This is a genomic window from Ferrimonas futtsuensis DSM 18154 (genome assembly GCF_000422645.1).
Classification (GTDB): Bacteria; Pseudomonadota; Gammaproteobacteria; order Enterobacterales; family Shewanellaceae; genus Ferrimonas; species Ferrimonas futtsuensis.
Genome location: NZ_AUGL01000015.1, coordinates 80141 through 94803, shown reverse-complemented (window position 1 = coordinate 94803; position 14663 = coordinate 80141). Strand labels below are relative to the sequence as shown.

Sequence of the window (14663 nt, the reverse complement as noted above, 5' to 3'; positions counted from 1 at the left end):
TGTTTCTGTCGGGTGTTAATGAGAGGTTGCCTTGCCAGGCCCATGTTTACGCGGCCTGACGCTTGTTTTGGCGGAAAGTTCACCAGTGCGAGCATGTGACTTAAGGTGGGTTAATTTTCATGAGGAAGAAAATTTAATGCCTGAGTTTCAATATATGGCTTGGCTGGCATTATTCATAATAGAAAAAACTAAATGTGGATATAAATAACGTGATTGGAATCAATAAATTTTTTCTTCAAGACAAGTGTGACTGCCATTAAATAAGTCCTCTGCATCGGTTTGGTGTATGTGCCGAGACCGGGTGAGGCACGCCACCTTAAATTCTGAAACACTTTAATAACAACTTGCTGTGAGCAGGCCAGTATACTTGAGCGAAAAATTTTCGGACAACGGCGATGAACCTCTCCCGCTCTTCACTGAAAAATCCTGCCGCTGTGCTGGTCATCGTGGCGCTGATCTTCCTGTTTGGTACCTTGGCGATGCTGAAGCTGCCGATTCAGCTGACCCCGGATATTGAGCAGCCGCAGATCACCATCTCCACCGGTTGGCGCAGTGCCGCCCCGGAGGAGTTGGAGTCGGTGATCATCGAGCCTCAGGAGAACGTGGTTAAGAACACCCGTGGGGTGGTGGATGTGGCCACCACCATCAACAGTGGGTTTGGCAATATCACCCTCACCTTCGATGTGGGCACCGACATGCAGCAGGCGATGCTGGATGTGATCAATAACCTTAACCAGGCACCGCCGCTGCCGCTCGATGCCTTCGAGCCTAGGGTGGCGGTGGGCGGGGGGCGCGACGGCCCTAATGCCGCTTCCCTGCTGGTGAAGATTCTGCCGGACAATCCGGTGCAGGAGATCGACCAGTATCAGAAACTGATTGAAGACGTGGTGGAGCCAAGGCTGGCGCGCATCCAGGGGATCAGCCAGGTCAACCTTAACTCGCAGCGCCCCAGGGAACTGAGGATCAGCTTCGATCCCTTCGCGGCCGCCGCCATGGGAATTCAGGTAAACCAGATCAGCCAGACCATCGCCCGGGCATCTGACGTGTCCGGCGGCTTTGCCGATGTAGGACGCCGTCAGTACACGGTGCGTTTTGCCGGTCAGTACGACGTGCAGAACCTCAGCGAGATGATCGTTGGCTATCAGAACGACCGGCCCATCTATCTGCAGGACATCGCCACCGTCGAGGATACTCTGGTGGACCGTTTCGGCTTTACCCTGAGAAACGGCTCGCCCGCCTACTACATCACCCTGAGCCGGGCCAGCGACGCCAATACGGTGACCCTGCTGGATGAGGTGAATCGGGCCATTGACGAGCTCAATGTCGGCCCCCTGGCAGAGGCGGGGTTGGCCATCGATCTCAGTTTCGACTCCTCGGTGCACATCCGTAACGCCCTGACTCTGGTGAAGAGCAACCTGGGGTTGGGGGTGATGCTGGCGTTGGGGATCCTGTGGCTGTTCCTCCGAGGTGTGAGGACCACCCTGATCATCGCCACCACCATTCCCATCTCCATCATGGTGGCCTTCCTGGGGCTCAGCCTGTTTGACCGAAGCCTCAATGTGATCTCTCTGGCCGGTCTGGCATTCTCCGTGGGACTGGTACTGGATGCGGCGATCATCGTCCAGGAGAACATTGTCCGTCTGCGCAATGAGGGGATGGCCAGTCATAAGGCGGTGCTCAAGGGGGCAATGCAGGTGACCGGGGCCCTGTTTGCCTCCACCGCCACCAGCGTGGCCATCTTCCTGCCGATTCTGTTCATGGAGGGAATCGAGGGCCAGCTGTTTTCTGATCTGGCCCTGACCTTGTCTATTGCGGTACTGGCTTCTCTGATTACTGCTATTACCGTGCTGCCCATCGCCAGCAAGTACTGGCTGGCGGGCATCAGTGATAACGACCCTTTCCAGGGCTACTGGACAAGACTCACGCGGCTGGTGATGAGCCTGACCGCGACGCCGCTGCGTCGCACCTTGTGGGTGGCGGGGCTGCTGGGCGGTTCTGCTGCGGTGACCCTGCTGCTGATGCCCAGGACCGACTTTATGCCCAGGGCACCTATTGACGGCTTCTTTTTTAACATCAGCCTGCCGCCGGGGGGCAACCTGGAGTATGTGGATCGGGAGATGGCCCAGTTGGTGCGCGAGCGCATTCAGCCCCATCTGAGTGGCGAACGTCAGCCTGCCATCAAGAGCTACAATTTCTACTCTTTCGGGGCCGGGTTCAGCGGCGGCTTTATCTATGCGGCGGACCCAACCCATGTGGAGGAGTTGATGGCGGTGGTTCAGGAGGAGATCCTGGCGGGACTGCCCGATACTCAGGTGTTCCTGTTCCGGGGATCGATGATTAACGTCAGTGGCGGTGGCAATGGCCGCTCCATCAGCGTCAACATTCAGGGTCCGGAGCTGGAGCAGCTGATTGATACGGCCCAGGCGGGACTGGCGGCGATTCAGGCGGCTATGCCCGGGGTCAGTGCCCGGCCGGTGCCCGGATTGGCCATTGCAGAACCCGAATTGCAACTGATCCCCAACGACAGGCGAATCACCCAGGCGGGGCTGAGTCGGGCCGACGTGGCCAACACGGTGCGGGCCTACACCGACGGTCTGTTTATCAGTGAGTATTTCGACGGCAACGACAGGATGAACGTCATCCTGCGGGGCAGCGAATGGCGTACCCCCGAGGAGCTGGCCGCGCTGCCGGTGCACACTCCCTTGGCGGGTTTGCAGACCCTGGGAGAGCTGGCGGAGGTGCGGCGCACCGTGGGGCCAACCCAGCTCCGGCGGGTGGATGGCAAGCGCACCATCAGCCTGGAGATCTCCCCGCCGGAGGATATGTCCATGGAGGAAGCCCTGAGCAAGCTCAACGACAGTGTGCTGCCCGAGATGCGCCAGGTGCTGCCGGCCAATGCCACCATCAAGCTCAGTGGCAACGCCAACAAGATGGCCGAGGCCATCGACGAGATGCTGGTGAACTTTGCCCTGGCCCTGGTGATCCTGTTTTTGCTGATGACCGCGCTGTTCAAGTCGGCTAAGGACAGTCTGCTGGTGCTGCTGGTGATGCCGCTGGCTACCGGCGGTGGGGTGATCGCCTTGGCATTGCTGAATCTGGTGACCTTCCAGTCTCTGGATCTGCTGACCATGATCGGTTTTATCATCCTGCTGGGGCTGGTGGTGAACAACGCCATCTTGCTGGTGGACCAGACTCGCCGGGGGGAAGCTGAGGGGCTTGCACGGCGTGAGGCGGTGGCCCAGGCTGTGCGTATCCGGGCCCGACCTGTGTACATGAGTACCCTGACCAGCCTGTTTGGCATGCTGCCGCTGATGCTGATGCCTGGGGTGGGCTCGGAGATCTACCGTGGGCTGGCCACGGTGATCGTTGGTGGCATGGCCATCAGTGCCTTGTTTACCCTGATTTTACTGCCCGCCCTGCTGAGAATGGGGGAGGGACACTCTAAACAAGAAAGTGACGAGGGCCAGCCTGTGGCGGTGCCTCTGGAGGTGAGAGGATGACACACCTGAAACTACTGCTGCTGGCCCTGCTCAGCTTTGGAGCTGTGGCCAACGAGCCGCCAGCGACACCAGTCGAAGTGGCCGAGGTGCGCCATACCGATTTGTCTCCCACCGCCAAGCTGCTGGGGACAGTGCACAGCCGTCATAACATCGCCATTACTGCCGGGGTCAGCGGCCAGCTGACCTGGGTGGTGGAGCCCGGCACCCTGGTGAGCCAGGGTGAACTGCTGGTGAAGATGGACACCTTTCCCCTGGAACTGGCCAAGCTGGAGCAGGAGGCACGCATCCGCCGTGCCCAGATTAACCTGCGCTACCTGAAGCGGGAACTGGAGCGGTTGGTTACCCTGCAGGCTCAGAACAACGCCGCCGAATATCAACTGGATGAAAATCGCAGCCGTTATGAGTTGGCCAACGCGGATCTTGAGATTGCCCAGCTCAAGCTGAAACAGCTCAATGACCAGCTCGCCAGGGCCAATGTCCGAGCGCCCTTTGACGGGGTGATCACTGAGCGGCTGCAGCGGGAGGGCACCGACGTTAATCGTGCCGACCTGCTGTTGCGGATGATGGACACCAGCAACCTGGAGGTGCACCTGCATGTGCCGGTGAAGTACATGGGCAACATCGACAAGGGGCGTCCGCTGCAGGTACTGAGTGACAACCGACTGACCCAGGGCACCATCCGCGCCATCATTCCTGCGGCGGATCCCCGCTCTCAAACCATTGAGCTGCGAATGTCTCTGCCTGCCGACAACGCTCACCACCTGACCGCAGGTGAGTTGGTGAAAGTGGCGATTCCGGTGCAGCAGGCCCGTCAGACTTTGGCGGTGCATCGTGATGCCCTTATCCTGCGTCGCCAGGGTTCCTACGTGATGATGATCGATCAGGACAACGTGGCTCATCGTCGGCTGGTCGAGGTGGGCCATGGTGACGGCGACTGGGTGGCCGTCGAAGGGGAGTTGGCTCCAGGGGATCAGGTGGCCGTGCGCGGCGCCGAGCGTTTGCGTGAAGGGCAGAAGGTGCGGGTACAGGGCAGCCGAAGCTGATAATCGGGTTTCCCTTTCCCGGCAGACATTGGTATTCCTTGAGTGCTCAACCCTCAGTGAGTATTGAGCACGACTGACCTGATGGGCGCATCCGGTGATTCGGGGATCAGTTCAGGAGCGGGTAGTTGTTGCTGTTTTCGCGAGTTCCTTCTGTGTTTGCATCATAGCCTTGCTCATTGAGGTACTGGTCAAGGTTCTCCCACCTCAACGGCTTAGACAGATAGAAACCTTGCAGGCGATTGCACCCCAGAGCCTTGAGCCTGCTGTATTGAGTTTCTGTTTCCACCCCCTCCGCCACGGTGTCCAGATTAAAGATACAGCCGAGTTCAAGCAGTACCTCTGCCAGCGGACGGTTTTGTTCCGTTCCCGCTGCTAGCTCACTAATGAAGCTGCGATCGATTTTAAGGGTGCTGACGGAGTGCCGAATCAGCTGCTTGAAACCTGTATAGCCTGTTCCAAAATCGTCCAGTGCGATCCCTACGCCCATTTTTCTGAGTTCACCCAGCAACTGTTCGGTGGATTCATCCCAGTCAACCAGCATGGTTTCGGTGATCTCCAGCTCCACCCTGTTGGGGGCGATGGCGTATCGGCTAAGAAGCCCATTGAGCTTCAGTAACAGCTCTGTGTTTTGAAGCTCAATGGCGGAAAGGTTGATGCTCATGCTGCCGTCAAAGCCATAGGAGTCTCTCAGCCTCGCCAACGCCTTGAGTCCCTCCTCCAGGACCCAGAAGTCAATCTGCCGAATCAGTCCATTGGACTCGGCGACGGGGATGTATTCGTCCGGCCCCATCTCCAGCAGGTCGGGGTGAGAGCAGCGAATCAGGGCTTCAAATCCGGACAACTGCATGTTTCGGCTGAAATGGATGGGCTGAAACACGAGGTAGAACTGCTTCCGCTCAAGGGCTTCCTGCAGTCCTTGCTCGATACTCAGCCGAGTTTGCTGCTGCTGTGCCAGATTTGGATTGAACAAAATGCACTGGCCTTTCCCTTTTGCCTTGGCCTGATACATGGCGGTGTCAGCACAGTGCATCAATGAGATGAGATCCCGTCCATCCTGCGGCGCCAGGGCGATGCCCAGGCTGACATGAACTCGATGTTTGATGTCATCGATCATCAATCCTTCTTTGGTGAGCGCCAGAATCCGTTTTGCCACGGCAACGGCATTGCCCGGCTTTCTCAGTCCGCCCAGAACCAGGGCGAATTCATCGCCTGCCAGTCGAGCCAGCATCAGCTTCTTGGGCGAGGAGAGAACGAGATCCGAGGCGCGGACCGTGTCCTGAAGGCGGCGGGCATATTGTTTGAGAAGTTCATCGCCGGTCTCATGGCCGTAGTTGTCATTGACCCTTTTGAAATTGTCCAGATCGATGAACAACAGGGCCGTCAGCAGACCCGACTCCTTATCCTTATCGAGAATCTGCTGAGCGGTTTGTTGGAAGTTTCGGCGATTTGCCAGTCCGGTCAAAGGGTCAAAACTCGCTAACTGATTGACGCTGGAGAGCAGAGAAACATAGGCGTTGTTGAGCTGGGAGATCTCGTCGTGTCCAGGAGACTTTGTTAATGGATGCCCAAGTTTCTTATGCAGCTTTACCTGGCCTGCCAACGTCAGCACTGGCGCAATGACATAGCGGTGTATCAAGCCTCTAAGCAGCGCGTAGGTGGCCAGTAAAGAGCAGAAGAACAGCAGTAATTCGTACTTAATGACCTGATGACTGTCACGCCAGGCTATTCCTTCCTCTGTCGCCAGGTTGATGGTGAAGAGTGGGGTACGGCTGAAGGCGGTGTCTTGATGCTGAGAGATCTCTCCCTGGAACAGTACGGAGAGAGGCTGGCTGCCCGTTTTCGCCCAGGAGTGGGAACCAGAAGGTTCAATCTGCACTGTCAGGCTGGACGAAGGCTCACTGATGGTTCCCTGAAGCGTCAGGGCGCGGTCCAGCTTCAGGGTCATCAGTGCATGAAATCGGGATTCGGCTGAGAGTTGCCGACTGTTGTGGATATTGGCCAGTCCTGGCACAAAGCCTTTGAGCATCACCAGGTAGGTTTCTCCCTCCACTCCGTTGTAGAGATAAAAGGCGGTGCTCTCCTTGTTATTGAGTCCGCTCCCCTGCCACCACCGCAAATTGTCCGGGATATGAGGTTGATAGGGAGGAGCGAAAGGATCCTGGTTGTCTGCAGAGACCAGTAACTCCCCGTTTGGTGCGTAGAGCTGTATCACCTCGAGATTGGGCAGTGTCTGACTCAGACCGGAATGAAACTGCTCTACAAGATACTGCAGCGACAGGCTGCCCGTTTGACTGATGCTGGGCGCTTTTAACGATCGGACGACCTGATAACTGAGGAGAAGCCTTAGGCTGTTGTCCATCAGGGTGGCCTGTTCCTCAAGACGCTTCTGGTAGTTTTCCAACTCCAGTGCAAGGCTACGCTCGATGTAGGCCTCAGAGTTGTTGACGGTCTGATTGACCGTCAACAAGGCGGCCAGAATAAACACCACGGTGATTACGGGGAGCAGGGTCCAGTTGAGTCTCTGATTCAGTCTCATCCCCGCCCTCCTAGTCTTTAATGGTGGCGACCATTTTGGCTCTAAGGTCGATGGCATCCTTGGACAAGCTGCGGAACACCTCGCTGCGATTGGTTATCTGCTCAGTGGGATAGAGCTCCCTGTCCTGTCTGTGCTTTAGGGTGGTCAATGCCTTGGCGCTGGCGATGGGGGTTGGCATCCAGGTGGTCTCCGCATTCAGTGCGGCGATCTCTGGTTGGTTGATGAAATTAAGGAAGGCCAGGGTGGCGGGTTTTATGGGGTGGCCTGCAGGTGCAGTCCAGCAGTCTACCCAAAGCATGGTGCCTTCGTTGGGGATGCGATAAACCCAGTCTTGTTGTCCGGTGGCCTCGATGATCTCCTCAACATCGGCCGAATAGGCCAGGGTCATGGCCATCTGACTGTCCTGCCGTCGGCTTAAGGCATAGGAGAGGCCGTAATCGTACGCAAGGACGTATTGTTGCTGCTCTTGCATCAATGCATAGGCCGCTTGAAGTTCGCTGCGTTCCTCGCTGTTGGGGTCGAAGCCTGCTGCGATAAGGGCCACCGCGGTGAAGTCATGGATGTCGGTCATCATGACCACTCGCCCTCTCAGGGGGCGGGACGGGGAAAACAGCTGCTTCCAGCTGATGATGTCGTGGACCAGGGAGCTGCGATAGGCAATCCCGAGTGTGCCCCAGCTGTATGCCAGGCCGTAATCTCCGCAGGCCTGTTGCCAACGCCGGTCTATATGTTCGCCATTTGGCACCTTATCGCTAAGAGGTTGGATCAGCCCATCCTGGGCATAGACTCGGGTTGCATTACTGTCGGTCATCACCAAATCAAACAGCAGACCTCCATCCGTCGCCAGAATGGCGTTTCGTTCAGTATCACTGCTGATGAACACCTGATGAATGCTGTGTCCTGTCTGCTTGGCAAAGGCAGCGATCACCTCTTTTGACAGGTAGGCTTCCCAGGTCAGCACTCTAACCTCATCGGAGATGACTAAAGAGGGGGCCAGAAACAGTGCCGCACCCAGGCTGAGAGACAGTCTATGCATAACCTATCCTTGGTCGCTTCAGATGAGCCCTTTGGCATCTAGAGATGCCAAAGTCTTTGAAAAAGTTTCCCCTTTTTGAGCTTAGTTCTTTGATTGAATTCTGTACATGAGGGATGGGTGCTCAGGAATTGAAATACTGAGGCGGAATGCCGTTTTCGTGCCGGTGGCATTTTCAACAGCCGCTCGGTTTTCGGAGAGCTTTGGTGGGCGCCTTGGCTGTAATCTTTTGATATTATTTGTGTTTTTTTGCGGGTCTTTGCGTTGGCACCCTGGCGCTCTGCGGTTTATCGGAACATCGAGGTGGTCATCTTTCCAGGCGGGAACGGACACAAATTGATCCAAGAATTTCTCCCGCAAATAGGTCGGACGACCGCAGTTGATTATCTGGTTGGGTGGATCCCTTCCAGTTCTCCCGCTTGAATCTGCTCCATCAAGGTAGCGTCACCCAGGGGTTGCTGGCCCACCTTGAGCAGAATCAGGGAGAAGCTCTTGGCCATGGCTCTTTCATGAGAGCGGATGGCATCTGGGTCGCCCATGGCCAGCACGGAGTGGTATTGCCAGGTCAGGCTCTTAGGCAGTTCGGCTTCAAACCTCAGTCCCAAACCATTTCTCAGTTGGTACTGCTCATCTTTGCCGTGGCAGGCTTCGCACTCCACCTTTTGAAGCCTCAGTTGCTGCTTCATGGCGTCGGCAAACACTGGGTGACCGCTGGCCTTGGTACAGAGCAGCAGGGAAAGCAGCAGAAGGGTAGAGATCCTGTTCATCGCGCCCCCACTTTTCAGGGATAACCTGAAGTTATTATATGTATAAGTGATTTAGGGTCGATGACTTTTTAATCAGGGGGTGTGATCAGCCTATCAGAACACTCACCAGGCTGTGCGAAACAGTGGGTCTGAAAGCGGGTTACTGGTTCTTGAGGTTGTCGATGACCGCCGAGATACGGCGTTTAGCTTCTTCAGGCCTGTCATAGAGCAGAACGCTTCTCTTCATGACCTCGGTGCCGGGATAGAGTTCGGTATTCCCCTTGTGAGCGTCCGAGGTGAGTTTCCTGGCGGCACCGATAGGTGAGGGGAACCAGGCCTGTTCAGCATTGAGGGCAGCAATCTCGGGGCGGTTTATGAACTCCAGGAAGGCCAGGGTGGCCTTATTGACGGCACGGCCTGAGGGGATCACCCAACAGTCGACCCACAGGAGAGTTCCTTCGTTGGGAACCACATAGGTCCAGTCTTTCTGCCCAGTGGCGCTGATGATCTCTTCCACATCGGCGGAATAGGCCAGTGCCATGGCCATCTCGCTCTCTTTTTGCCAACTGAGGGCATAGGAGACCCCATAGTCATAGGCCAAAACATGTTGTCTCTGAGCCCGCATCAACTCGAAGGCACGCTGGAGTTCCCGAGGATCCGAACTGTTGGGGCTGAAACTGTGAGCCATCAGGGCGGCGGCAGTAAACTCTTTGGAGTCGGTCATTGTCACCACCTTTCCCTGGAAGGGGGCTGGAGGTACAAACAGTTGTTGCCAGGAGTCAATCTGTATCCCAAAGGATTGGCGGTAGGCTATCCCCAGGGTTCCCCAGCTGTAGGCGGCGCCAAACTCACCACAAGCCTGTTGCCAGTCTGCGTCGATGTGAGCCAGGCTGGAAACCACCCCAGTCATCTTTTGAATGAGCCCTTGTTTGGCGTATGCCTGGGTAGCCCCATTGTCGGCCATGACCAGATCGAACAGGGTGGCACCGCCTGCATCGAACATGGCATTACGCTCTGAGTCGGAGCTGATGAAAAACTGCTCAACCCGGTGGCCGGTTTCCAGGCGAAAGGCATGGACTACCTTATCCGAAAGGTAGGCTTCCCAAGTCAGCAACTTCACTTCACCTGAATAGGCGAGGGCGGGAAGAAGCGCCAGGATGAGCACTGGAAGAGTTCGATTAAGCATAAGCTCGACTTGGTTTTGGTCTGACAGGGACGGTGTCTCTGCATAGGGCGTGTCAAACAGAAAATTATACCTTGAACTAAGAGTATTATCGAAAACTTTGAAATGGATTCAGTGGTGGAAGGAAGTCCCGATGAGAAGCCACCAGGCGGGCGAGGCTCATGCTTACTAAGGTATTGAATCGGAATCTAATAGGCATTAGGTTAACTTCGGCTGTAACGGTAATGTTGAATTCACTAAAGGTCTAATGGCCGGAATCGGTGAATCCGATACACTTTGACTAATCTGTTACGCCATGGATAGGTGCACCGGCGCCTGGGGTATCCAACGTAATCTGCCTGCCTTTGGGCGAGGTGGCATGAGTGCACCCACAAGGACGCCATATGTTTCAACCGGAAAAAATAATCATTGCCGACGATCACCCGCTGTTTCGTCAGGCCCTTCTCTCTGTTCTGGAGAAACAGTTTCCCAATTCCCAAGTGCTGGAGGGGGAGTCGGTGCGCCAGTTGAAGGGGTTGTTGGCGCAGCATGGTGATACAGACCTGCTTTTGCTCGACCTCAACATTCCTGATGCCCATGGTTTCAATACCCTGGTGCAGATTCGCTCTGAATACCCCGAGCTTGGAGTGATCATCATTTCGGGCCAGGAGGATAATCGCACTATCGCCCAGAGCGTTCGCTGCGGAGCCGCTGCCTTCGTGCCTAAATCTCAACCTGTTCCCAGAATGATAGAGGCGGTGGAAGCGGTGATGTCCGGTCAGCAGTGGTTGCCCGAGGGGACGGACCTGAGCGATGGCGCCAGGGATGGCGTCGAGGAGAAGATCGCCAGTCTCTCCCCGCGCCAGCACAAGATTCTGATGATGTTTGCCGATGGTTTGCTCAACAAGCAGATTGCCCAGGAGCTGGGTTTGTCTGAGGCCACCATCAAGGCCCACGCCAGTGCGATCTTTCTCAAGCTGGGGGTGCGCACCCGCACTCAGGCGGTGATTGCCATGAAGCAACTGCAACCGGGGGCGGTCAGCTGACCAGATGCTCGCCCAGGACTTAGCTGTTCTGGGTATCCAGCTCCTGACCATAGTTCTGTTGCAGCTCCCTGACCAGGGTGGCACTCATCAGTGCCCGCAGAGCAACTGGCTTCACCAGCTTGCGCAGGAACCCGAAGCCCGCCTCTTTGGCCTGGTTGACCACCCCTTCGTCTGTGGTGGCACTGATCAGGATGCCGGGCAGGGGCCGGGCACTTAGCTGCTGCATCCGCTGCATCACCGAGATGCCGTCCTCATCGTTGTTCAGCTGGTAATCCACCAGCATGATGTCCATCTCGCCATGGCGGCTCTGCAGCAGGGCCTGGGCGCTGGCCAGACTGTCGGCGACAAAGACGCTGCATTGCCAGCTGCCGAGCAACTGCTCCATGCCGGCGAGTACTGCCGGGTCGTTATCGATGCACAGCACCCGAACCCCTTGCAGGGTAAAGGCGCTGGTCTTGGTGGGCACAGCCTGAACCTGAGGGCGGGCAGGAGGCAATGCCAGAGAGAAGCAGCTGCCCCGTCCTGCTTCAGAGTCCAGTGACAGCGTGTGTCCCAGCAGCTGGCTCAGCCCCTGGGCGATGTTCAGTCCCAGCCCCAGGCCATTGGGGCCGCCGCTCTGCAGGCGGGTGAACTGCTCGAACACCAGTTGCTGCTTCTCTGCGGGGATGCCGGGACCATTGTCCAGTACCTGGATCTCCAACTGCTCGCCCCGGCGGCAGCCCAGCACCACCTTGCCGCCACTGGCGTACCTGAGCGCGTTGGAGAGCAGATTTTGCAGGATTCGCCGTAGCAGCTGCTTGTCGCTGTGTACCCAGGCACTGCAAGGCACCGCCCTCAGGGTGACCTGGTAACGGGGGGCCAGGGCGCCGAACTCCCCCACCAGGGAATCCAGCAGGGATTGCAGGGGGAAGGATTCCAGTTTGGGCACTATGGTGCCACTCTCAATCTTGGTGATGGCGTTCAGATCCAGCAGCAGTTCATTGGCCACCTGCAGGGAGCGATCGATCTGCTCCAGGCCCGCCCTCTGGTTGGGGGTGAGGCTTCCCTCTTCCATCAGGGTGGAGGAGAACAGTCGGGCGGCGGACAGCGGCTGCAGCAGGTCGTGACTGCAGGCTTTGAGGTACTGACTCTTCTGGCGGTGTGCGGATTCCGCCTGTTCCCGGGCGGCATCCAGCTTGGCGTTGGAGCGGGCCAGCTGCTCATTGGCCATGGCCAGCTTGTTGGTGCGCTCGGACACCAAGGACTCCAGATCCAGGTTCTTTTCGGTCAGTAGCGCCTCCGCTTCCCGGTAGACGGTGATGTCGGAGAACAGCATCACAAAGCCGCCGCCGGGCATGGGGTTGCCCTCGATGCGAATCACTGTGCCATCGGGCAACTGACGCTCCGAGCTGTGGCGGCTGCCTTGGCGCAGGTAGCGAAGACGCCGGGCCACCTGGCGTTCCACTTCCTCCTCATCGTCGATAAGTTGGCTCAGGTTGTAATGGATGAGGTCTTCCACGGGACAGCCGGGATAGACCAGGCCCTCGGGGTAGTTAAACAGGCTGAGGTAGCGGCGGTTCCAGGCCACCAGCTTGTGATTGTTGTCGGTGACGGAAATTCCCTCGGAGGCGTTCTCGATGGCGCTCTGCAGCAGCTCTCGGCTCAGTGCCGTGCGCTGACTGGTGGCTTCATCCATCAGCTGAGCCACCTCATCCAGGGCGATGTCCCTTCCCTGCAGGGCACAGGAGATCACCAGCCGCGCCGAGGCCGACCCCATCACCGTCGCCAGCAGGTTCTCTGTGTAGAGCACCAGCTCCTGATCGGCATTCTGTCGCCCCTCCCTGAACCTGGGGTGGTTGCGGTAGTAGAGATCGAATCCCTGTGTGGCTTTGTCGTGACCGACGAAACGGGCGGCCAGCAGCTCCAGCTCCCTGGGGTCGATGCGCCCCGCCTTGATGGGCAGGCGTTCATGGATGTCGGGGCGGGCGAAGAACAACTCCATCTGCATCTGCTCTTTGACCGTCTGCCGGCTCAGGGCGGAGATCAGCCAGATCATCCCCATATTCACCAGCAGGCCCAACAGGGTGGCCATGGTGGTCGCTCCAAAAGGCGAACCCTCCATGGGGTGGGCATAGAGCCCCAACTGAGGAGCCAGATTGAACAGCAGCCAGATGCCAAATCCGGCGCCGATGCCGGATATTACACCGGTCAGGCTCACCTTGCGCCACCAGAAGGCGGCGAACAGCGCCGGGCCAATTTGGGCGATGGCGCCGAAGGCCACTTCTCCCAAAGAGGAGAGGGTGTGGGGCGGGGCCACCAGGAACATGGCAAACGCCAGGGAGATCACCACCAGCACCAGGCCCTTGCGCACCATCAGCAGCCTGGCTCTGAACCTGAGGAAGTCGGTCTCCTCCAGGGCACTGCGACGGAACAGGGCAGGGAACACCACTTCGTTGCTGAGCATGATGCTCAGGGCCATGGTGGAGATGATCACCATGGCACTGGCGGCGGAAATGGCGCCGAGGAAGCTGAGCAGGCTCAGCCAGTAGTGGCCGTGATAAGCGGGCAGGAACAGTACATAGGCGTCCGGTGCCATGGAATCACCATAGAGCAGGGCGCCCGCCTGGCCCAAAGGGGCGGCGAAAAAGGCAAACACCAGTACGTAGAGGGGAAACAGCCAGCGGCTGATCTTGGCCTGTTCCGGGTCTTTCAGCTCCACCATGGTGACCTGAAACTGCCGGGGCAGGCAGAGAAAGGCGCACACCACGATCACCGTCAGCCCCAACATGGACACCAGGCTGTTGCCGGTGAACGCCGGCTGGGCGGCGGCTTCGGTGGCTCGCTGCCAGATCTGGGCCGGGGAGTCGAAGGCCACAAAGGAGACAAACAGACCCACCACCAAAAAGGCGATGAGCTTGATCAGCGATTCGAAGGCGATGGCCACCATCACTCCGGGGTGGCGCTCGGTGACGTCGATGGCGCGGACCCCGAAGATGATGGTAAATCCCGCCAACACCAGGGTAACCAACAAGCCCAGCTGCCAGGAGGTCAGGGTCATGGTCTCCCGCAGGATCTCGTAGGAGTCGACGATCGCTTTCAGCTGCAGGGCGATGTAGGGCAGGGTGCCAAACAGGGCCACCAGGGTCACCAGTACCGCCAGTTTCTGAGACTTGCCGAAACGGGCCGCCAGCAGATCGGCGATGGAGGTGATGTTCAGTCTCAGGCAGACCCGGATGATGCGTTGGATAAAGGGCCAGCCAATAACAAACAGCAGGATAGGGGCGATGTAGACAGGCAGGTAGGAGAAGTCGCCGCGAGAGGCCTGGCCGGCGGTCCCCAGAAAACCCCAGGAGGTGCAGTAGACCCCGAGCGAGAGGGCGTAAATAAGGCTGTGCTGATGGGCCGCCAGTTTGTGGCGGTAGCGATCGCCGAGAAATGCGATGGCAAACAGCAGGCCGATGTAGGCCAGGCTGACCAGCACCAGGAGCCAGTTTGGAAACATGAACTATCCCTATCGTTGTTCTTTAGCCCAAAACTCCTTAGGGCCTGTTTTGCATCAGTGTAACCCTGCTCAGCGAAGGCTCACCTAAGACTTTCGTATTAATACCTCTGGCCTAA

Annotated in this window: 8 protein-coding genes; 3 read left to right on the top strand and 5 right to left on the bottom strand. The window is 57.7% G+C overall.

Translation table 11 applies throughout. The annotated features are described in order from the left end of the window. The first annotated feature begins 395 nt into the window (after positions 1 to 395). On the top strand, positions 396 to 3500 hold the full coding sequence (locus tag G505_RS0111090; RefSeq protein WP_028109614.1) for an efflux RND transporter permease subunit: 3105 nt from the start codon (positions 396 to 398) through the stop codon (positions 3498 to 3500). Then, positions 3497 to 4543, top strand: a complete 1047-nt coding sequence (locus tag G505_RS0111085) for an efflux RND transporter periplasmic adaptor subunit (protein WP_028109613.1) — start codon at positions 3497 to 3499, stop codon at positions 4541 to 4543. Before G505_RS0111090 ends, G505_RS0111085 begins: the two co-directional genes overlap by 4 nt. Positions 4544 to 4649: 106 nt before the next feature. Here the strand turns inward: G505_RS0111085 and G505_RS22460 are convergent, their stop codons facing one another. The 4 genes from G505_RS22460 to G505_RS21340 all read right to left on the bottom strand — a co-directional run bounded on the left by G505_RS22460 (position 4650) and on the right by G505_RS21340 (position 10044). Next, entirely contained in the window at positions 4650 to 7079 is a 2430-nt protein-coding gene (locus tag G505_RS22460; RefSeq protein WP_051216100.1) for a putative bifunctional diguanylate cyclase/phosphodiesterase, read from the bottom strand. Between the two features lie 10 nt (positions 7080 to 7089). Beyond that, entirely contained in the window at positions 7090 to 8115 is a 1026-nt protein-coding gene (locus G505_RS0111075; RefSeq protein WP_028109612.1) for a polyamine ABC transporter substrate-binding protein, read from the bottom strand. Between the two features lie 380 nt (positions 8116 to 8495). Beyond that, positions 8496 to 8879: a hypothetical protein gene (locus tag G505_RS0111070; protein ID WP_028109611.1), complete on the bottom strand. Its 384-nt coding sequence runs from the start codon at positions 8877 to 8879 to the stop codon at positions 8496 to 8498. Positions 8880 to 9018: 139 nt separating this feature from the next. Further along, entirely contained in the window at positions 9019 to 10044 is a 1026-nt protein-coding gene (locus G505_RS21340) for a polyamine ABC transporter substrate-binding protein (protein WP_084643953.1), read from the bottom strand. A gap of 380 nt (positions 10045 to 10424) precedes the next feature. On the opposite strand from G505_RS21340, the gene G505_RS0111060 reads away from it, so the two are divergent. Then, positions 10425 to 11066 (top strand): response regulator transcription factor, encoded by a 642-nt coding sequence (locus G505_RS0111060; protein ID WP_028109610.1) that lies wholly within the window; start codon positions 10425 to 10427, stop codon positions 11064 to 11066. Between the two features lie 19 nt (positions 11067 to 11085). Here G505_RS0111060 and G505_RS0111055 read toward each other — a convergent pair whose 3' ends face one another. Next, entirely contained in the window at positions 11086 to 14547 is a 3462-nt protein-coding gene (locus tag G505_RS0111055) for a hybrid sensor histidine kinase/response regulator (RefSeq protein ID WP_028109609.1), read from the bottom strand. Positions 14548 to 14663: the final 116 nt, after the last annotated feature.

What these genes read in the sequence shown, in the direction of transcription:
- G505_RS21340 (WP_084643953.1), bottom strand. Translation starts at nt 10,044, where the DNA reads ATGCTTAATCGAACTCTTCCAGTGCTCATCCTGGCGCTTCTTCCCGCC.
- G505_RS22460 (WP_051216100.1), bottom strand. Translation starts at nt 7,079, where the DNA reads ATGAGACTGAATCAGAGACTCAACTGGACCCTGCTCCCCGTAATCACC.
- G505_RS0111075 (WP_028109612.1), bottom strand. Translation starts at nt 8,115, where the DNA reads ATGCATAGACTGTCTCTCAGCCTGGGTGCGGCACTGTTTCTGGCCCCC.
- G505_RS0111060 (WP_028109610.1), top strand. Translation starts at nt 10,425, where the DNA reads ATGTTTCAACCGGAAAAAATAATCATTGCCGACGATCACCCGCTGTTT.
- G505_RS0111070 (WP_028109611.1), bottom strand. Translation starts at nt 8,879, where the DNA reads ATGAACAGGATCTCTACCCTTCTGCTGCTTTCCCTGCTGCTCTGTACC.
- G505_RS0111090 (WP_028109614.1), top strand. Translation starts at nt 396, where the DNA reads ATGAACCTCTCCCGCTCTTCACTGAAAAATCCTGCCGCTGTGCTGGTC.
- G505_RS0111085 (WP_028109613.1), top strand. Translation starts at nt 3,497, where the DNA reads ATGACACACCTGAAACTACTGCTGCTGGCCCTGCTCAGCTTTGGAGCT.
- G505_RS0111055 (WP_028109609.1), bottom strand. Translation starts at nt 14,547, where the DNA reads ATGTTTCCAAACTGGCTCCTGGTGCTGGTCAGCCTGGCCTACATCGGC.